The sequence below is a fragment of the Acidaminococcus intestini DSM 21505 genome (genome assembly GCF_000425045.1).
Taxonomy (GTDB): domain Bacteria; phylum Bacillota; class Negativicutes; order Acidaminococcales; family Acidaminococcaceae; genus Acidaminococcus; species Acidaminococcus intestini.
Map to the genome: position 1 here is coordinate 13,371 of NZ_AULA01000032.1, position 17,800 is coordinate 31,170.

Sequence of the window (17,800 nt, forward strand, 5' to 3'; positions counted from 1 at the left end):
AAAGGGGGACACACCATGTTTGCTTATGTAGGTTGCAGAACGACGAAAAAACGCAATGCCCGGGGAAAAGGCATTTCCTGCTACGAGATCAATGATAAGGGCGATTGGACGCTCAAAAGCATTACGAAGATCCTGGAAAATCCGTCCTTTCTCGCTTTTGACCGGACAACATCCTTTCTCTATACGGTGCATGGCGATGATAACGATGTGAGTGCTTTCAAGGTTGAAAATGACGGCAGCCTGACCTTCCTCAATACGGTCCGCGCCGAAGGCCGGAACCCTGTCTATATTACGCCAAGCCTCAACAACAAGTTCCTTTTTGTGGCGACCCTCCAAGGCGGAGCCGTGGCAAGCCTGCCCATCCTGCCTGATGGGAAACTGGGCGCTGCCGTTTATGTAGAGCATCTTGAAGGCCTTGACGAAAACGGCGTGTCCCATGCCCATGAATGCCTCCTTGACCATACGGGGAAGTTCCTCCTTGTTCCTACGCAGGGACGCAAGATTGGCTATGAACGGGTATGGGTCCTGCGCGTCAACGACGAAACGGGCAAGCTGACCCGCGTTCATATCGAAGATGCCCGCACCTATGACGAGCCGCGCCACATTGACCTGACGCCGGACAATAAACGGGCCTATTTGGTGAACGAAAAAGGCAACAGCATGCGCTACTTTACCTTTGACGATACAACGGGCGTCCTTACGCCCCATCAGGTGACGCCGACCCTGCCCGAAGACTATGTGGGCCAGGGCCAGGCAAGCGCCAGTCTCGTTCACCCAAGTGGCCGCTTTGTCTACGCTTCTAACCGGATCCATGAGAGCATCGCTGTCTATGGCATCGAAGAACCGAGCGGCTTTTTGCGCAGCCGCCAGTTCATTTCCTGCGAAGGCAAGACGCCGCGCTTTATGACCTTCAGTCCTGACGCGACAGAACTTGTTGTGGCAAACGAAGACAGCGACACGCTGAAGTTCTTTGCCATCGATCCCGTAACGGGCCGTCTCACCTATACTGGCAAAACGGTTCATACGGAAAGCCCGACGAGCATCGTCTTTAAGTGAGGTGAAGGCATATGGATCTAGGTGTCATTTCCCTTGTACTGCTTCTTTTGGCGATCATCCTCGGTTTTTTCCGCAAGACCAATGTCGGTCTCGTATCCCTTCTTTTTGCCCTCATCCTGGGGCGCCTTGCGGGCATGAACGATGCGTCCATCCTGAAAGGCTTCAATCCGAACCTTTTCATCAAGCTCATGGGCGTCACCTTTCTTTTCAGCGTTCTTACTGTGAACGGGACGATTACCCTGCTTGCAAAGAAAATCGTCTCCCTGGCAGGAAGAAACAATTTCCTTATTCCCATCCTGATCTACCTCATGGGGGCGGGGCTTACCATGTGCGGCCCTGGATCCATCCCGGTCCTTGCCATCATGCCGGCTTTTGCCATTCCCATTGCGAAAGCCCATGGCTATAACCCCCTTATGCTTTCCATCATCGGCTGCTGCGGCTGCTTTTCAGGCCGCATGACTACCCTTACGCCTGAAGGGATCCTCACCTATGAGCTCCTTACAAAAGCGGGCGTCGACGTGGCCCAAGCTGTCCGTCCCGTTTTTGTGAACCAGGTGATTTCGGGCCTTCTTCTTGCGGTGATCTGCTTTGTATACTATAAAGGCTGGCGCGTCACGGTGCCGGAGGAAGCAGAAGATGGGGAGCAGGAATCCTTTAGCAAAAAGCAGCTCCTGTCCCTTTCGGGCCTTGTCGTCATGAGCATCCTGGTTGTCCTTTTTAAGTTCAATATCGGTCTGGTCTCCTTTGCCGTGGCGGCGGTCCTTCTTATGTTCCATTGCGCTAGCGAAAGTAAGAGCTTTAAAGGCGTGCCCTGGGGCGTTCTTATCATGGTTTCCGGCGTCAGTACCCTTATGAGCATCGTCATCAAGACCGGCGGAATCAAACTGCTGACCCTTGCCCTGTCGTCTCTCATGACGCCCTTTACAGGAAGCGCCATCATGGGAGCTACGGCTGGTATTATGAGCCTCTTTTCGTCCGGCCTTGGCGTTGTCTTCCCGACCCTGCTTCCCACCGTCTCGAGCGTGGCGGAAACCGTGGGCGGCCTGAACCCGATTGAACTGGGATCCCTTGTTGTCATTGGCGGCACCATTACAGGCCTTTCGCCGGTCTCTACAACAGGGGGCATGATCATGGCCCTGCTCATGGCTGACGAACAGGACAATCAGGAAAAGGAACAAAAAATCTTCCTTTCCCTCGTCTTCTGGGGCCTTGCGGCGTTGGTGCTGGTTTTTGTGTTGGCCCTTGTTGGTGTGTATCGGGTGGCGTTGTAGTTTTGGTCGGAGCAAGGATCGCTCCGACTTGATGTAGGTACGTGTCATCATTGGCTTTTAAAAGATTGCTCTGATGCCAATGATGGCATGCCCTGCCGCAAGAAGATACGCACCACAATTGCATCGTTAAGACGCCCGAAATATGCCTTCGTTCCTTTTGGGCTGAGTAAAAAATAAATAAAAGAGCTATAGTTTTACTCTATATCATGTTCATAATTATCTATTATACAAAATGCCTGCCCTGTGGTAGAATTTGAAACGTAGCGATCCTCAATCACAGGAAACCAAAGGGTTTGCAGATTGAAATCCTAATAACAACCTCTAACACCCATACAATAAGAAGCCTGGAAACTGACAGGGACAGTTTCCAGGCTTCTTATTGTTATGTGATTGGAGCGTTACCCGCGTCCCAGGACATGTTCCCGGTCCCGTTCAATGAAGGCTTTCATTTGCTGATGGTTTGCTTCAATCTTGATCCGCATGGCCTTCGCCACTTTCTGGATAAAGGAATCGTTTTCCTGATCCCTGCTGCAGTAAAAGCCAAATGTCCGCGTTGCGGACGGTGTCAGGAGCGGAAAGAAAAGAACCCGGTTTTCTTTTTCGGACAGATTCGTGAGGGGTGTCAGGGAAAGGATGGCCACTCCATAATTGTGATTCACTAAGGAATAGAGCGTATCCAGGGTCTCTGATTCGCAGATGGGGCGGGGGAGGAACCCAAAACTTTGACAGATGTGGAACGTCAGGTCCCTCAATTTGGCCCCTTTTGTATGAAGGACGAAAGGAAAGTCCCGAAAAGCGGCTAAGTCAAGGAATTTGCCGCTCCAAGCGGATTTTAGGATTTCGACCGCTTTTTTGTTGTCCCGCGATACGGCAAAGTAGAGCGGATCCTGGCAGAGGGGAACGAAAGCCACATCACTGCGCGCCGGCGGTCCCGGAAAGATTCCGAAGGAAATGCGCCCTTCAAGGATTTCCTTTTCAAGGAGCGTGGAAATCCCGTCGACAAACGCCACGTCGGAATCAGGCCGCAACTTATGGACAATCTTGATGATGGCCGGCACAAAGGATTTTGAATAGGACTGGGAAATGCCGACACGGATCATGGAGCGGTTCCGTTCTTTGGCAAGGTGCAGCGTTTCTTCCATTTGATGGATGCAGTCAAGCAGTTTTTCCGCTTCCCGCGCGTACACTTCTCCAAAGGGCGTCAGCATGACCTGGGCCTTATCCCGAAAGAAAATCGGCTCACCCAAGCGCTGTTCCAAACGGCGGATGTATTGGCTCAGTGAAGGCTGGCTGATAAAAAGACGCTGTGCGGCTTTGGAAAAATTCTGCGTGTCCCGCACGGTCAGTACATACGTTAAATCACGGCTGTCCATAATCATGTCCTTTTCTGTAAAAGAAAGAGTTAATAGCTTTCACCTATCATATCATAATAGAGATGTATTATACAATGGGTAAGCAAGGTGTTATCATCAGGGTAACAGCTTGAATGGCTGCATGCGATGATGATTCTGAGTCCCCCTCAGGATCTGGACTCCGGAGCGTAAGCTCCCGTTCATTTTTCTGGCCTTACGGTGCCCCTCACCGGAGGGCCTTTTTTCTTTGGCTTTTACACGGTACAAAAACTTACAGGAGGGAAAGCAGTTTTTCCACATCCTCTTTTTTCGTGGACCAGCTGGTTACAAAGCGCACGACGAGGGTGTCCTCATCCTTGCGTTCCCAGACCTCAAAATCGACGTTTTCCCTGAGGGCTTGGACCACTTTTTCCGGAAGGATGACAAACTGCTGGTTCGTATAGGAGTCGATGTGGAGGGCGTAGCCTTTTTCCAGCAGGCCCTTTTTCAGTTCCATGGCCATGTCGATGCCGTGACGGCCCAGCCGTTCATACAGATGGTCCGTAAAGAGCTCCGAAAACTGGATGGCCGGCACAAATCCCTTGGCGAGCATGGCACCCTGACGCTTGGCGTGGGTCGGAAAGAGCTTATCCATCCCTTTAGGAAAGACGATGGCTTCCCCTAAAAGGGCACCGACCTTGGTCCCGCCGATATAAAACGCATCGCTAAGGCGCGCAAGGTCCTGCAGGGTCAGTTCGTTTTCCTTTGCGGCAAGGGCATAGCCCAGACGGGCCCCGTCGATATAAAGGGGAAGGCCATAGGTGTTGCAGACGGCACGGATGGCTTCCACTTCACTGAGCGTATAGAGGCTGCCATATTCCGTAGGATGGGAAATGTAGACCATGCCGGGCTGGACCATGGCTGTGTAGGATTCATCTTCATAAAAGGCCTTGAGGTAGGTTTCAAGGGCTGCTGCGGAGACCTTGTCTTTTTCCGGCAGGGTGAGGACCTTGTGTCCCATCGCTTCAATGGCGCCTGCTTCGTGGCAGTTGATGTGACCTGTTTGGGCGCAGATGACGCCTTGGTAGGTCTTAAGGAAATGGGAGATGACGATGCTGTTTGCCTGCGTGCCGCCGGCCGCAAAGTAAACGCCGCCTTCCGGAACGCCGGCTGCATCAAGGATCTTTTGGGCCGCTTCCTTTGTGATTTCATCGCTGCCGTAGCCTACGTGGGGCGTCAGATTTTCCTTTGTGAGACGGGCAAGGATTTCCGGCGCGCAGCCGCAGTTATAGTCGTTCATGAAAAATAATCTAGCCATTATCTTTTTTCCTTTCCTACATAAAAGATGCGTCCGCTCCTGCGGGGGGACGCTTCCGGATGTTCGTCCGGATAGCCAATGACGCAGTGTCCGATGCCGATATAGTCGCCTTTAAGGCCCAGCTGGCGGAGAAATTCCTGCCACACAGGCTGCTTAAATTCCTCATAGGCCCGGTGAATCCAGCAGGAACCAAGACCCAAGGCGTGGGCGGCGGTCATGAGGTTTCCTAAGACAAGGGACCCATCATAAAGGGCCGTCGGGACCTCTTTGGGTGAAAGGACCACAAGGACAGCCGGGGCCCCATAAAAAGGATCCGTCCCTTCTTTATAGCCTGCAATCTGGGCATTGGCACGGGAAAGTCTGGCGATGACGTCAGGATCCGTGAGGCAGAGGATGATCGTTTTTTGACGATCCATACCGCTTGCCGCATAAAGGCCCGCTTCCATGATTTCATCAAGGAGTGCCTGGGGGACAGGGTCAGACCTGAATTTCCGAATGCTGCGCCGCGTTTTGAGGGCAGTCAAGACTTCGTTCATAGGATTCAGCTCCTTTTGTCTATTTTATGGGAACGCTTGTATCCTTCCCATGAGATGATAGGATAACTATAACGCAAAAAAATCATTTCGACAATAAGATGGATGGACTGGCCCCTTGATGGCTGGCTTTTTTCATGAAGGATCAAAGAACGGGGCCAGCGGCGGACGCAAAAAGTTTTCGATTCCCGCCTTGACAATCGGCAGAAACAAACTGACAATAGAGAAAAGAGATTGGAAAGGAGCATCATCATGAATTTTTCCCATAAAGCCCTGGGGCTGACCTTGACCGCCCTTTTGCTGGTTCCCTTCTTCAGCCAGGTCGGTGCGGCCCAGACCCCGAAAAAAGCGGCTCCTAGCGCCGTAAAAGTGGGCACTGCCAAAAAGGACCCCTCTATGACCCTTGATTTTACGAAGGAAGACGCGGCAAAAAAAATCATCCTTTCGGCAGAAACGCTCAATGATTATTTTAAAACGCATACAGATCAGAACCTTACGTATCGAGTCAAGGGAAAAGTGGTGAGTTTCCTTCTTTCAGCCGATTTGGATGTAACCGGCAAGATCCATATGGAGCCTTATTCCGTCAGCCATTCCGTAGGGACCGTGAGGACCGAGGGACTTGGCGGGAAAGCGGCAGCCAGCGTGCCCATTGAAATCTATACGGAAGAGACCCAGGACGCGTATGTGACCTACGCAAAGGAAAAGAACCTGTGGGTCAAGGAAACGGTTCCGAAAGAAGCCGACGCGGCGCCCCTTGATATGGCGGCCGTCAAGGACCTTATGACCCGTTCCATCCGCTCGGCCCATGTACTTTCGCAAGATGGCGGTAAGGAAGTCATCCTCTTTCGGATGGATGCCCTTGAGCCCCTTTGGGGAAAGGCTGCCAGCAAAGGCATCCTCAAATATATTGGTGGATCGGAAGACCCCCTGCCTGACAAGTATCAAAAACGCTTCCTTGACGCCTTGGCGCAGCAAAATTACCTCGTTACGATCGATGAAAAGACCCATCTTCCTCTAAGTTATGATGCCGATCTGACAGAACTCGTGCGAACCACGGTCTTGATCCAAAAAGAGGCGGAAGAAGCAAAGCGCGGAAAGAAATTATCGACAACGCAGCAAGCCATGGCCACGGCTTTCCTGGATTCCCTGTCCCTTAAATTCCATATGGATCTGGCCCCTGAAGAGGGGAAAACCATCGTCATTCCTAAGGACGTAAGGAACGCAAGAGAAGAAAATAAGGCGGAAGCCGCCCGTCCCGCCTAAGGAAAAAACGCAGCTAGCTCCTCGCGCAAGGCGTCTTAATGGACTTTTGTCAATAAAAAAATAAAAAATCCCAACGACAGGACCCTTCCAGATCGTTGGGATTTTTTGCTGGCCTTGTGAGCCGAAAAAAGACGCACAGACAGGCCTCAGCGGGCCCCTCGGCAGGAGATGATTTGCGCGTCAGCGATAAAAGATCTCGGACTGCGCCGTCCTCACATAGTTTTTCTCCAGCATGGCCTTATGGGACAGGAACCGGTCATCGTGGAAGAATTTCGCGTGTGTATGGCAGTAGACGATGCAGGCCTGGCATTTGATGCACGTTCCCGGTACCTCGTCCGTATTGTCCTTGTTGATGGCTCCCATGGGGCATACGGCGGCGCATTTGCCGCAGTGGTCGCATTTTTCAAAATCGGTGAGCGGTTTTGCCTTGAGGAATTTTGCCGGCTCACCGTCTTCGCCCAAAGGAATGTAGTAGGGGCCTACAGGAGCGCCGTCCTTGATGGTGATGGACCCAAAATCTTCTTGCCCGATCTTGACTTCCGCAACGCCAAGGAGCGTTTCCAGTAAGTTGTTATCTTCCTTGGTCGGATGCTCATGGCCAATATTGGCAAAGGCGTGGGGCCGCGCAAAGGCACCGGCTGCAAAGACACGGAATCCAGCAGCTGTCAGTTCTTCATTAAGTTCCGTTAGCGAGGAATCATAGCTGCGGTTCCCAAAGGTCACAAGGGCCACAGCGGGCGCGCCGCCGCCGACAAAGAGGGTCTTTAAAAAGGGCAGGGCCTTATTGGGCACGCGGCCAGCATAGGTGGGCATGCCGAAAACCACGAGGGTTTCTTCCGTAAATCGGCGGACCTTCTTTTGATCTTTAGGCAGGGTAAAGCTGTCATAGGAAAGGGGCAGTTTAAGCCGCCCGGCCAGCGTTTCCGCCGCTTTGTCGACAAGGTCACGCGTACTGCCCGTGGGGCTGAATGAAATTGCGGCAATCTTTTTGATCATCGGTTTTCCTCCTGTACCTGATCGGATCATTGATTCCTTTATTCTACCGTTATTCTACTTGAAAAAAAGGAAAAAGACAAAAGAACTTTGCAAAGGCCTGCAAATTTGTTTGCACTTTGTGAATATTTCAAAATTATTTGTGAAAAATCATCGTCTTTCTTCATTCCCTAGTGGTGAGAGATTCATTTTTATGCTACAATGTGAGTATTCAAACGGAAAAAGAACTCCGTTATTGTTAGGTTGTGGACGTATTCTGTTGATGGAGGTGATGTGCTCATGGAACTCAGGGTCCTGCGCTATTTTCTTGCCATTGCCCGTGAGGAGAACATGACAAAAGCCGCTTCTGTACTGCATTTGACGCAGCCTACCCTTTCGCGGCAGATTCACCAACTCGAACAGGAACTGGGAACGACATTGTTTATCCGCAATGGACATCATATTTTCCTGACCGCATCGGGTATGCGCCTTAAACAGCGAGCCCAGGACCTGGTGGAACTGGCTGACCGAACGGAAGCGGAAATGAAGCAGAAAGAGGAAATCATTGCTGGGGAAATTTCCCTCGGGATTGGTGAGACCGTGAATATGGTCTTCCTGTCCCGTGTCATGAGATCCCTGCAGGCCCGTTATCCAGATGTCGTCTTTTCCGTTTATACGGCCATTGCTGACGATGTCATCTGCCGTTTGGACCAGGGCCTCCTTGACTTTGGCGTCCTTATTGAACCGGTGGACATTACACGCTACCAGTTTCTTGAACTGCCCAAAAAGGACCGCTGGACAGCGCTGCTTCCTAAAGCCCATCCCCTTGCCCAAAAAGAGGCCCTTACCCCTAAGGACCTTTCCCAGGAACGACTGATCACGGCGGAACGAAAATCGGTGCAAAACCTGATCGACAATTGGCTGGGTGCCTATGGGAACCGATGTACCTCGATGAACCGTATGAACCTGTCCCTTTTCAATAAATGCGTGATGGTGGAGCAGGGCCTCGGCATTGCCCTGGGATTAGACTTTCCCTATGTGCCGGAAGGCCTCTTGATGAAACCCCTTGACCCACCGATCGAGAACCGTTCGTATCTCGTGTGGAAAAAGGGTCCGCTCTTGTCGCCCGTCCTAGGGCGCTTTACTGATGAAGTTCGCCGCTTCCTTTCCCAAGAAGCGGAGGATGAGTGATATCGAAAGGAGTCGATAAGCATGAAGAAAGTACTGCTCATTGTAGGATCCATGAGGGAAAAAGCCTTTAATCGACAAGCAGCCCTGATGGCCCAGAAAATGCTTGAAAAAAAGGCGGATGTCTCCATCCTTTCCTATGAGGATCTGCCCCAGATGAACCAGGATATTGAGTTCCCGGCTCCTGAAGCAGTGGCACGTGTCCGTAAAGAAGTGGCCGAAGCCGATGGCCTCTGGTTCTTTACGCCTGAATATAATCACAGCTATCCCGGCGTCCTCAAAAACCTCCTGGACTGGCTGAGCCGTCCCACGCAGCCGGGCGTTCGTGAATCGTCCGTCATTTGGGGCAAAAAAGCGGCCATAACTGGGGCTTCCGGCCGTTCCGCCGCTAGCTTTGCCCGGGCAAAACTGACAGAACTCCTTGACTTCATCGGTGTCGACATGATTTCCACCCAAGTCGGGATGGCCATCACACCGGAAGAATTTGAAACGGACGAACTCGTCCTTTCTGACAGCACAAAGTCGGAACTAAAGAACCAGGTCCAGACATTCTTGACCTATTTGGGCTGATTACTCGCTTTTTGGGGGCGCGCACAGGGCACGCCCCTTTCTTTATCTATAGAGGGGGATTGCCGTGAGCGTGCTTTACGTTTTCTTGGGCGGCGGCCTTGGTGCCGCCTGCCGCTATGGACTGAGCCTGATGCCCGTGGGTATGGACTTTCCGGCCATGACGCTCTTGACGAACTTGGTCGGTGCCCTTGTCATTGGGGCCATCACGGAACTTGCCGCGATCCACGGCACGAGCGGGGCCTTTTTGCTCTTTTGGAAAACGGGATTTTGCGGCGGCTTTACGACCTTTTCAACCTTTTCCCTGGAGACCGTGACCCTTTTTTACCGGGGGGATCTCGCCAAAGGGTTCCTTTATATTTTCCTTAGTGTGGGCCTGTGTCTTTTAGGCGTCCTCCTTGGTATGGGGGCCGTGAGAGGCGTGCTCAAATAGGCGTGAAAAGCGATATGAAAGTAGATATGAAAAACGGGAAGGCGGTGGCCTTAGCGGGCCGCTGTCTTCCCGTTTTTTAGGAAGAGAGACAAGCAAGGATTTCATAAAGCTTTTTCTTGAGGGCTTCTGCTTCTTCCAGCGTCATCGAAAGCCCTCGCTGCATGAGCTGGCAGCTCATCTGTTCCGGCACGGAAAGGGCCTTTTCCTTGAGGTGGGCGCCTTTTTCCGTCAACAAAACAACAACGACCCGTTCATCCAGCTTGCTGCGCGTACGAGCAACATAGCCCTGGCGTTCCAAGGTCTTGAGAACGGGCGTGAGGGTTCCTGAATCAAGATAAAGCCGGGTTCCCAGGTCTTTTACGGATATTTCTCGCTCTTGCCAGAGAACCATCATGGTAATGTACTGCGTATAGGTCAGGCCAATCTTTTTCAAATAAGGATGGTAGGCTGCTACAATCTTACGCGCACAGGCGTAGAGCGGGAAACAAAGCTGACAATCGAGCAGCAGCCACTGGTCCTGGTCATTTTTCATGGAACTTCTCCTTTGGCTGAATCTGAGGTCCCAGAAGGGGACGACTCTATTCTAACAGACTCTAGGTAAAAAGAAAAATTAAATTTTATAAAATTTAATTTGACAAAATTAAATTAGGACGATATACTGTGACCATCAAAAGAAAAAGAGTCCAAGGGAGGAAATCAAAATGAGTTTGCATGGAATCGTAAAAGGCCGCCCTTTTGAGGCGTTTGTTGAAAAAATGATGCAGGGGGAAGCAACCGGTGTCATGATGTACTATGCACTGGCCCGGCTTGCAAAAGAACAGGGACTTGACGAAGTAAGCAAGGAATTTATGGCCATCGGAAACGAAGAAGCCTTCCATTCCGGATTCTACGCCGTCTTGAAAGGGGCTTATCCCCAGGATTTCTGGAACCTTGTAAGAAGCCTGCAGAAAGTCGAAGCCGCCGGTGAAGAAAAGATCAAAGCCATCTCTGATGAATTTCGGGCTGCCGGTTTATCGGAAGCCGCTGATGAAATGGCTGTTTTTGCCCGTCAGGAAGGGGGGCATGGGTTCCGCCTAGAGGCGCTTATCAATCGGTTTGCACCGGAAGAAACATCCGTGGAAGGAAGGAAAGTCTACCGCTGCCCCGTGTGCGGTTATGAGTATGTCGGGGACCTTGAAAGCGAACCGGATGACTATGTCTGCCCGCTCTGCGGTCAGCCTAAAAAAGCCTTTGTCCTTAAAAAATAGGCAAAGTCAATCGCGGGAATCTTATAAGAAAAAAAGAGCCTTACGGTTTTTCGCCTCAGGGCGGCGCACGGCTCTTACAGAACCCGAATAAAAACTAAGAGCCCTCAACTGAACTTGCGCTTACGTTCGGTTGAGGGCTTGCTTGTTGTCTTATGCCTTTGGGTCTTTTTGCCTTAGCGGTTTTAACGTGTAACCGCCTCAATCAGCCTACCTTTTGGGCCGGATCCTGCCGCTCAAGCCCCACGACATGTGCCCGGCACGCGCTCAAATCAACCATGAGGGAAGCTAGACGCAGGCCTCTTTCCAGGTCGGTCGTAAAGCAGATTTCCGTAGTTCCCGTGCCGGTTTTGCACAAAAGATCCCGCTCGCAAAGGTCATAGCGGCATTTTTTGGCGGTGACTTCCGCCGGATCAAGGACGGTGACGGCTGGTCCCATGGCGGCTTCAATTTCTTTTTTGAGGAAGGGGTAATGGGTGCAGCTCAGCATTACCGTATCGACGTCATGGCTCTTCAAGATATCCGTATATTCCTTGATGGCGTCCTTTAGTTCAGCCGTCCCAAACTGTTCGTGCTCGATGAGGGGAACAAGACGTGGACAGCCGACACCAAAGACTTGATACTCCGGATGGGCGGCTTGGATTTCCTTTTTGTGGGCTCCCGTACTGATCGTAAAATCCGTTGCCATGATGCCGATGCGCCCTGTTTTGGTGACGCGCGGGATCATCTTGCTGCCCTTGGCCATGCCGATGACTTCAAAATCATGGCCGTTGCGGATGGTTTCTTCTCCCAGGACCGTAATCGTATTGCACGCCGCAACCAGAGCCTTGATGTTGCGGTACGAGAGGTAGTCGGTCATTTGGTTCACGAGACGGATGATATCCTCACGGGACCGGTTGCCATAGGGCGTATTGAGCGTATCGCCCAAAAAGATGAAATGTTCATGGGGCATGAGCTCCTGCAGGCGGCGCAGGACTGTCAGTCCGCCAACTCCGGAATCAATGACGCCAATCGGTTGCTGTTTATTCATGATGTTTCCTCCTCGGCAATTGCACAAAAAAAGGCCTGAAAGGGCGGGACGCCGCGATTCAGGCCTTACTTACGGACGGATGGCAGGGTAACTGCTTCCACATAACTAAGGAATGATGAAGTTATTCATTACTGATGTAACTGTACCATAGATTTTTCAGAAAAGCAAGATATTTGTTTGACACGCCTTTTTCTCGGGTGTAGGATGAAGGTATACAGCCGCGTAGTCCTATTTTTGCACCAATAATCAGAAAATAACGGCCTTGAAAGGAATCCATCATGAAAACCTATCCACCAGATTCTGTCTTTGTGACCGGCGTCGCTCGGGTTTCCAAGGAAGATGCCATCAACGCCATGTACGGCACCTTTACCTTGAGCCTCGTCGTGGATGTAAAAACGGGAACCATCATCAACTGCAGCGCCAATATGATCATGAGTGATACCATTGATTTCCTGCGCCAGATCATAGAAGGCAAGAACCTCGTGACCGATACGGACCTCATTACGGATCTGCTCAAAAAGCGTTTTCTGGCCCTATCCCAAAAAGCTGTTGTGGCAGCCTTGAAGGACGCGCAGAATCGCTTCCTTATGGCCTATCCCAGGAGCTGACCTTGCCCGCGGCCCATGGGGGCGGCGCGGGATAGGCTTTCCCTTTTGCCCCCTTGCTGGGAGGCTGTCTTTTTCCCGTCTGACGCCGTGGTCCCGCCACTACAGAAAGGAGGTCCATCAAAGTTCGTTTACTGCCTGTCCCTATATCCTTTTGACCCATCTGCACCAAGAAAAGGAGGAGTCCTCATGAGTCAGCCTCAACAGCCCGCTCAGGAACAAGTCGGCGGCTTCCTCGGTTTCATCGAGCGCGCCGGCAACCGCATCCCCGACATTACCATGCTCTTTATCGCGGCATTTTTTATTACGTGCATCTTATCCGCGTTCTTGTCCCAGTTCCATTTTGGTTATATCCATCCTACGACAGGGAAAGAAATCATGGTCACAAACATGCTTGCCCCAAAGAGCCTTGTTACCCTGATGACCAAGATGGTTTCAAACTTTGCCGGTTTTCCGCCCCTTGGCATGGTCATCGTTGCCACGCTTGGCATCGGCATTGCCCAGGGCTCGGGGTATATCAATACAGGCCTTAAAAAGATCCTTTCCGTGACGCCGCGTTTTCTCATGACGCCCATCGTGATCGTTGTCGGTATGCTGAGCCATTTGGCGCCGGACAGCGGGTATATGATCATCATCCCGATTGCGGCCTACCTTTTCTACGCTTCGGGAAAACACCCCCTTGCCGGCGTAGCCGCTTCCTTTGCCGGGATTGCCGGCGCGTTTGCGGCAAACTACACGCCTTCTGCCATTGATCCCGTCATTCAGGGCTTCACCCAGATGGCGGCTCAGCTCATTGACCCTTCTTATGAAGTGAACGTCCTGTGCAATTATTTCTTTGCCTTTGCCGCCACCTTCCCCATCATCCTTGTTTGCTGGTGGGTGACGGAACATGTCACCGAACCGTGGTGCCGCAAGGCCTGCCCCCTTGACGCGGATATCGATGCTTCCGAAGACGCCATGAAACCCATCACGCCCCAGGAAAACCGTTCCTTTGCCGTGGCTTCTTGCGTGCTCATCTTCCTGCTGGTGGGTCTTTTTGCTGCCCTGATCCCGGAAAATTCCCTCTTCCGTGACCCTGCTGGCAACATTGCCAGCTTCAAGGCCCCTGTGATGCAGTCCATCGTGGCTATCATCTTCCTCTTGTGTGCCATCCCGGGCATTGTCTATGGCATCATGAGCGGGACCTTCCGGTCCAGTAAGGATTTTACCCACTCCATGGAAGAAATCACGCATACCCTCGTCCAGCTCATCGTCTTTTATTTCTTTGCCGCCCAGTTCATGTATGCCTTTGGGGCTTCAAACCTGGGGGCCCTCATTGCCATTGCGGGAGCGGAATTCCTGAAATCCTTGGCCCTGCCGCCGCAGATCACCGTCTTTGGCATCATCGTCTTTGTGGCCATCTTGAACCTGCTCATTACGTCGGCATCGGCTAAATGGTCCATCCTGGCCCCGATTTTTGTCCCCATGCTCATGAGCGTCGGCATCGCGCCGGAACTGACGCAGGTCGCCTTCCGGATTTCGGACTCGGCCGTCAACGTCTGCACGCCTATGTTTGCCTTTTATCCGCTGATTATCATCTACTGTCAAAAATACTATAAGAAGACCGGGGTAGGGACCCTGTCAAGCCTTATGCTGCCCTATACCATCGCCCTTCTTGTCACGCTCACCGTTCTGCTTTATGTCTTCTGGTTCCTCGGTATTCCGCTTGGGTTCCAAGGGGCTTACATTTACCCGAGACCCATGTAACGGTTAGTTTACTCGGCGCACAAATCGCGCCGATTGGGGGGCGGTTATGAAAATATAATGATTCCTATCACTCTATCGACCTAAGGAGGCAATCATAGATGGAAATTCGTGAAACACTTGTCAATCGCTTTTATGACTATGTCGCCATCCCTTCCCAAAGCTGCGCCAATGGGGGCACGAAGGTCCCCAGCACGGAGGGACAGTGGGACATGGCGCGGGCCGTCCAAAAGGACCTGGAACGCCTGGGCCTTGAGGACATCCACCTGAGTGAATACGGCGTCCTTACAGCTCGCCTGCCGGCCCATCTGCCTGCAGGGTTCACCAAAAAGGTCCCTGCCGTGGGCTTTTGCACGCACCTTGATACGGTGGACGTCAACCTTTCGCCTGTGGTCCATCCCCATATGGTCAAAAACTACGACGGGAAAGACCTCGTCCTGAACGCAGATCAACAGATCGTCATGACCACCAAGGACCATCCGGAACTCCTGCGCTATCAGGGGGATGACCTCATTGTGACCGATGGCACGAGCGTCCTTGGCAGTGACAACAAAGCCGCCGTCACAAACGTAGTCACCGCCCTTGAGACCTTGACCAGTGATCCATCCCTTTATCACGGCGATATCTATGTCGCCTTTGTACCTGATGAGGAAGTGGGCCTATTTGGGTCAAAGCATATCGACTTCAGCCGTTTTCCTGTCGACTTTGCCTATACCATCGACTGCTGCGAACTCGGGGAAGTCGTCTACGAGACCTTTAACGCCGGCAGCGGCAAAGTAACCATTCACGGAGTCAGCGCCCATCCCATGAGTGCCAAAGGCGTCCTCGTCAACCCGACCCTATTGGCCGTCGACTTCATTAACCTCTTTGACCGTAAGGAAACTCCGGAATGCACGGAAGGCAAGGAAGGCTATATCTGGTGTCAGGCCGTCCAGTCCAACCAGTCCACCGCCGTTGTGACCCTCAATATCCGCGACCATGACAAGACCCGCTATGAAGCGCGCAAGGCCCTTATCCGGGAAAATGTCGAGCGCCTTAAGAAAATGGAACCGCGGGCTCGGGTCGAACTGGAACTAGTCGACATCTACGGCAATATCGCCGACGCTGTTACGGACGAGAACCATAAAGCCATCGATTATATCTACGACGCCATGAAGGAACTGGGGATAACGCCAAAGACCATCGCCATGCGCGGCGGGACCGATGGATCCTACATTTCAACGCAAAAAATCATGACTCCGAACTACTTTACGGGCGGCATGAACTTCCATTCCCGTTTTGAGTTCCTGCCCGTCAGCTCCTTTGTAAAAAGCTATGAAATGACCATGAAACTCCTGGAACTCATTGTGAAAAACGCCTGATAACGCAAAGGACCGTGAGGAAATGCCTTTTTCCCCGCGGTTCTTTTTTTATAGATAAAAGGGAATCCTTAAGGACAGCCCGTTCCAGCATAGCATGAATCCATGCACCTTCTTGTTAAAAAAACATACAAAATAGGGAAAAACCTGTGAAGAATTTGCAAACAGAGAGATCCCTTATTGACTCATATACCTAATAGGGGTATTATAACGAAGGATTTTCCTAGGAATTCTATTATATGCTTACAAGCAAGGAGGCACGCCATCATGACGTATTATACAAGTATGGAAGAACACCCGATTGACATCCTGAACCTACCTTCCTTGGAAGAACGGGTCAAAGCGAACATGGAACGGGGCGCCTTTGGGTATATCCGCGGCGGATCCGAGGATGAATGGACGCTGCGCGAAAATACGAGGGCCTTTGATGACCTGCAGATCATCCCTCGGGTCCTCCAGGGACTGAGTGGGGCTGACCTTAGTACTTCGATTTTTGGGATTTCCCTCAAGACCCCTGTGATTGAGGCCCCATCGGCCGCCCACGGTCTGGCTCATGTCAAAGGGGAAATCGATACGGCCATCGGAACGGCCGCGGCAGGGTCCCTGTTTTCCTTAAGCACCTACGGCAGCACGGACCTAAGGGATGTCGCTGCCGCCGTGCCCGGCGCCCCGCAGTTTTTCCAGCTCTATATGAGTAAGGACGATGGGTTTAACGCCTATCTCGTCAAAAAAGCCGTCAAGGCAGGCGTCAAAGCCATCATCCTCACTGTGGATTCGACCCTGGGCGGCTACCGTGAAGAGGACGTACGCAATCACTTCCAGTTCCCGCTGCCCATGCCAAATCTTGCCGCCTATTCTTCCCAAGACGGGGTCGGCAAAGGCATTGCCGAGATTTACGCCGCGGCAAAAGCGGACTTTGTTCCTTCCGATATTGATAAGATCAAGACCCTCTCCGGGCTGCCCGTCCTCGTCAAAGGCATCCAGTCGCCAGAAGACGCGGAGGCTGCCATCAAGGCCGGTGCTGATGGCATTTGGGTCTCTAACCATGGCGGGCGGCAGCTTAATGGGGGGCCTGCTTCCATTACGGTCCTTCCGAGCATAGCGTCCGTGGTTAGCCGCCGCGTTCCCATCGTCTTTGACAGCGGAGTCCGCCGCGGCAGCCACGTCTTCAAAGCCCTTGCAAGCGGCGCCGATCTCGTGGCTCTGGGACGCCCCCTGATCTACGGATTGAACCTCGGCGGCGCCGAAGGCGTCAAATCCGTCTTTGACCAGATCAATCATGAACTGTCCATTGTCATGCAGCTAGCGGGCACCAAAGACATCGAAGCCATCAAGCGTACCCCTTTGCTGCATAAAGCAGCGCCTCTTGTATGAAAGGAGCCATTCTCATGGTCATGACCCATTACATGGAGCTTTTAAGTCTTCATTCCCCCTGGTTTTTGATTCTCTTTATGGCTGTCCCCGTGGTTTTCATCGAAACCATTTTTATGGCGGAAGCCTTCAGCCTTTTAGGAAGCGGCAAAGAAAGGGAAAAATGGCAGACCCTCTCCCATCGTGAAATGTACCCTCTTTACTGGACACCCAGTAAGGAGGGTACATTTTGCGTTATACGACTGAATTTAAGCTGATGTGTGTAGAACTTTATCGTCAAGGTAAGTGGGTAAAAACACCTAAAGGAATTAAAACAGCAAATTTTCGTAACAAGATTCGTACTTGGAATCGTATCGAACAGGCTGGCGGACCGGAAGCATTGTGTCACAAAGCACATTACAAGGCATGGTCCCCAGAGGAGAAACTTGAATTGGTTTCACAAGTAAATGCCGGACAGTCAATGATGGCTGTCGCCTGTCAATATGGTATGAGCTATAGTCTTTTGTACCAATGGGTT

General features: G+C 51.9%; 19 protein-coding genes. 13 read left to right on the forward strand and 6 right to left on the reverse strand.

Going from position 1 to position 17,800, the window contains the following annotated elements; translation table 11 throughout:
• Positions 1 to 15: 15 nt before the first annotated feature.
• On the forward strand, positions 16 to 1,056 hold the full coding sequence (locus tag H503_RS0109165; RefSeq protein WP_014128228.1) for a lactonase family protein: 1,041 nt from the start codon (positions 16 to 18) through the stop codon (positions 1,054 to 1,056).
• Between the two features lie 11 nt (positions 1,057 to 1,067).
• Complete coding sequence (locus H503_RS0109170; protein WP_009016432.1) at positions 1,068 to 2,327, forward strand: SLC13 family permease; 1,260 nt, start codon at positions 1,068 to 1,070, stop codon at positions 2,325 to 2,327.
• A 398-nt stretch (positions 2,328 to 2,725) separates the two neighbouring features.
• Here the strand turns inward: H503_RS0109170 and H503_RS0109175 are convergent, their stop codons facing one another.
• The 3 genes from H503_RS0109175 to H503_RS0109185 all read right to left on the reverse strand — a co-directional run bounded on the left by H503_RS0109175 (position 2,726) and on the right by H503_RS0109185 (position 5,512).
• A complete protein-coding gene (locus H503_RS0109175) occupies positions 2,726 to 3,700 on the reverse strand; it encodes a LysR family transcriptional regulator (RefSeq protein ID WP_009016236.1) in 975 nt (324 codons plus the stop codon).
• Positions 3,701 to 3,950: 250 nt separating this feature from the next.
• Complete coding sequence (locus H503_RS0109180; protein WP_009016235.1) at positions 3,951 to 4,976, reverse strand: threonine aldolase family protein; 1,026 nt, start codon at positions 4,974 to 4,976, stop codon at positions 3,951 to 3,953.
• Positions 4,976 to 5,512 carry a nitroreductase gene (locus H503_RS0109185; RefSeq protein ID WP_009016234.1) on the reverse strand — a complete coding sequence of 179 codons (537 nt, stop codon included), beginning with the start codon at positions 5,510 to 5,512 and terminating at the stop codon, positions 4,976 to 4,978. Before H503_RS0109185 ends, H503_RS0109180 begins: the two co-directional genes overlap by 1 nt.
• A gap of 249 nt (positions 5,513 to 5,761) precedes the next feature.
• Here H503_RS0109185 and H503_RS0109195 point away from each other — a divergent pair, with 249 nt between their 5' ends.
• Complete coding sequence (locus H503_RS0109195; RefSeq protein WP_009016233.1) at positions 5,762 to 6,772, forward strand: hypothetical protein; 1,011 nt, start codon at positions 5,762 to 5,764, stop codon at positions 6,770 to 6,772.
• A 180-nt stretch (positions 6,773 to 6,952) separates the two neighbouring features.
• Here the strand turns inward: H503_RS0109195 and H503_RS0109200 are convergent, their stop codons facing one another.
• Positions 6,953 to 7,768 (reverse strand): 4Fe-4S binding protein, encoded by an 816-nt coding sequence (locus tag H503_RS0109200; protein ID WP_014128232.1) that lies wholly within the window; start codon positions 7,766 to 7,768, stop codon positions 6,953 to 6,955.
• A gap of 276 nt (positions 7,769 to 8,044) precedes the next feature.
• On the opposite strand from H503_RS0109200, the gene H503_RS0109205 reads away from it, so the two are divergent.
• From H503_RS0109205 to crcB, 3 genes are all read left to right on the forward strand, one after another.
• The gene (locus H503_RS0109205; protein ID WP_022227249.1) at positions 8,045 to 8,935 is read left to right on the forward strand and encodes a LysR family transcriptional regulator; all 891 of its coding nucleotides are present in this window, start codon (positions 8,045 to 8,047) and stop codon (positions 8,933 to 8,935) included.
• 21 nt (positions 8,936 to 8,956) lie between these two features.
• On the forward strand, positions 8,957 to 9,502 hold the full coding sequence (locus H503_RS0109210; RefSeq protein ID WP_009016230.1) for an NADPH-dependent FMN reductase: 546 nt from the start codon (positions 8,957 to 8,959) through the stop codon (positions 9,500 to 9,502).
• Between the two features lie 64 nt (positions 9,503 to 9,566).
• A complete protein-coding gene (gene crcB, locus H503_RS0109215; protein WP_009016229.1) occupies positions 9,567 to 9,932 on the forward strand; it encodes a fluoride efflux transporter CrcB in 366 nt (121 codons plus the stop codon).
• A 76-nt stretch (positions 9,933 to 10,008) separates the two neighbouring features.
• Here crcB and H503_RS0109220 read toward each other — a convergent pair whose 3' ends face one another.
• On the reverse strand, positions 10,009 to 10,464 hold the full coding sequence (locus tag H503_RS0109220) for a MarR family winged helix-turn-helix transcriptional regulator (protein ID WP_009016228.1): 456 nt from the start codon (positions 10,462 to 10,464) through the stop codon (positions 10,009 to 10,011).
• Positions 10,465 to 10,633: 169 nt separating this feature from the next.
• Here H503_RS0109220 and H503_RS0109225 point away from each other — a divergent pair, with 169 nt between their 5' ends.
• On the forward strand, positions 10,634 to 11,179 hold the full coding sequence (locus tag H503_RS0109225) for a rubredoxin-like domain-containing protein (RefSeq protein ID WP_009016227.1): 546 nt from the start codon (positions 10,634 to 10,636) through the stop codon (positions 11,177 to 11,179).
• 202 nt (positions 11,180 to 11,381) lie between these two features.
• Here H503_RS0109225 and murI read toward each other — a convergent pair whose 3' ends face one another.
• On the reverse strand, positions 11,382 to 12,206 hold the full coding sequence (gene murI / locus H503_RS0109230; RefSeq protein WP_009016226.1) for a glutamate racemase: 825 nt from the start codon (positions 12,204 to 12,206) through the stop codon (positions 11,382 to 11,384).
• A 278-nt stretch (positions 12,207 to 12,484) separates the two neighbouring features.
• Between murI and H503_RS0109235 the strand changes: the two genes are divergently transcribed.
• The 6 genes from H503_RS0109235 to H503_RS0109260 all read left to right on the forward strand — a co-directional run.
• On the forward strand, positions 12,485 to 12,814 hold the full coding sequence (locus H503_RS0109235; protein ID WP_009016225.1) for a DUF3870 domain-containing protein: 330 nt from the start codon (positions 12,485 to 12,487) through the stop codon (positions 12,812 to 12,814).
• Positions 12,815 to 13,000: 186 nt separating this feature from the next.
• Complete coding sequence (locus tag H503_RS0109240; protein WP_009016224.1) at positions 13,001 to 14,557, forward strand: AbgT family transporter; 1,557 nt, start codon at positions 13,001 to 13,003, stop codon at positions 14,555 to 14,557.
• Positions 14,558 to 14,655: 98 nt separating this feature from the next.
• Complete coding sequence (pepT, locus tag H503_RS0109245; RefSeq protein ID WP_009016223.1) at positions 14,656 to 15,915, forward strand: peptidase T; 1,260 nt, start codon at positions 14,656 to 14,658, stop codon at positions 15,913 to 15,915.
• Between the two features lie 264 nt (positions 15,916 to 16,179).
• On the forward strand, positions 16,180 to 17,286 hold the full coding sequence (locus tag H503_RS0109250) for a lactate oxidase (protein ID WP_016459689.1): 1,107 nt from the start codon (positions 16,180 to 16,182) through the stop codon (positions 17,284 to 17,286).
• A 20-nt stretch (positions 17,287 to 17,306) separates the two neighbouring features.
• A complete protein-coding gene (locus tag H503_RS12890; protein WP_413464986.1) occupies positions 17,307 to 17,540 on the forward strand; it encodes a DUF6803 family protein in 234 nt (77 codons plus the stop codon).
• On the forward strand, positions 17,513 to 17,800 hold a 288-nt coding region (locus H503_RS0109260; RefSeq protein ID WP_026385690.1), incomplete at its 3' end, for a transposase. The genes H503_RS12890 and H503_RS0109260, both read left to right, overlap by 28 nt.

Excerpts from the sequence above, each read along its gene's own strand:
- H503_RS0109165 (WP_014128228.1), top strand. The coding sequence starts at position 16 with ATGTTTGCTTATGTAGGTTGCAGAACGACGAAAAAACGCAATGCCCGG.
- H503_RS0109170 (WP_009016432.1), top strand. The coding sequence starts at position 1,068 with ATGGATCTAGGTGTCATTTCCCTTGTACTGCTTCTTTTGGCGATCATC.
- H503_RS0109175 (WP_009016236.1), bottom strand. The coding sequence starts at position 3,700 with ATGGACAGCCGTGATTTAACGTATGTACTGACCGTGCGGGACACGCAG.
- H503_RS0109180 (WP_009016235.1), bottom strand. The coding sequence starts at position 4,976 with ATGGCTAGATTATTTTTCATGAACGACTATAACTGCGGCTGCGCGCCG.
- H503_RS0109185 (WP_009016234.1), bottom strand. The coding sequence starts at position 5,512 with ATGAACGAAGTCTTGACTGCCCTCAAAACGCGGCGCAGCATTCGGAAA.
- H503_RS0109195 (WP_009016233.1), top strand. The coding sequence starts at position 5,762 with ATGAATTTTTCCCATAAAGCCCTGGGGCTGACCTTGACCGCCCTTTTG.
- H503_RS0109200 (WP_014128232.1), bottom strand. The coding sequence starts at position 7,768 with ATGATCAAAAAGATTGCCGCAATTTCATTCAGCCCCACGGGCAGTACG.
- H503_RS0109205 (WP_022227249.1), top strand. The coding sequence starts at position 8,045 with ATGGAACTCAGGGTCCTGCGCTATTTTCTTGCCATTGCCCGTGAGGAG.
- H503_RS0109210 (WP_009016230.1), top strand. The coding sequence starts at position 8,957 with ATGAAGAAAGTACTGCTCATTGTAGGATCCATGAGGGAAAAAGCCTTT.
- H503_RS0109220 (WP_009016228.1), bottom strand. The coding sequence starts at position 10,464 with ATGAAAAATGACCAGGACCAGTGGCTGCTGCTCGATTGTCAGCTTTGT.
- H503_RS0109225 (WP_009016227.1), top strand. The coding sequence starts at position 10,634 with ATGAGTTTGCATGGAATCGTAAAAGGCCGCCCTTTTGAGGCGTTTGTT.
- murI (WP_009016226.1), bottom strand. The coding sequence starts at position 12,206 with ATGAATAAACAGCAACCGATTGGCGTCATTGATTCCGGAGTTGGCGGA.
- H503_RS0109235 (WP_009016225.1), top strand. The coding sequence starts at position 12,485 with ATGAAAACCTATCCACCAGATTCTGTCTTTGTGACCGGCGTCGCTCGG.
- H503_RS0109240 (WP_009016224.1), top strand. The coding sequence starts at position 13,001 with ATGAGTCAGCCTCAACAGCCCGCTCAGGAACAAGTCGGCGGCTTCCTC.
- pepT (WP_009016223.1), top strand. The coding sequence starts at position 14,656 with ATGGAAATTCGTGAAACACTTGTCAATCGCTTTTATGACTATGTCGCC.
- H503_RS0109250 (WP_016459689.1), top strand. The coding sequence starts at position 16,180 with ATGACGTATTATACAAGTATGGAAGAACACCCGATTGACATCCTGAAC.
- H503_RS12890 (WP_413464986.1), top strand. The coding sequence starts at position 17,307 with ATGACCCATTACATGGAGCTTTTAAGTCTTCATTCCCCCTGGTTTTTG.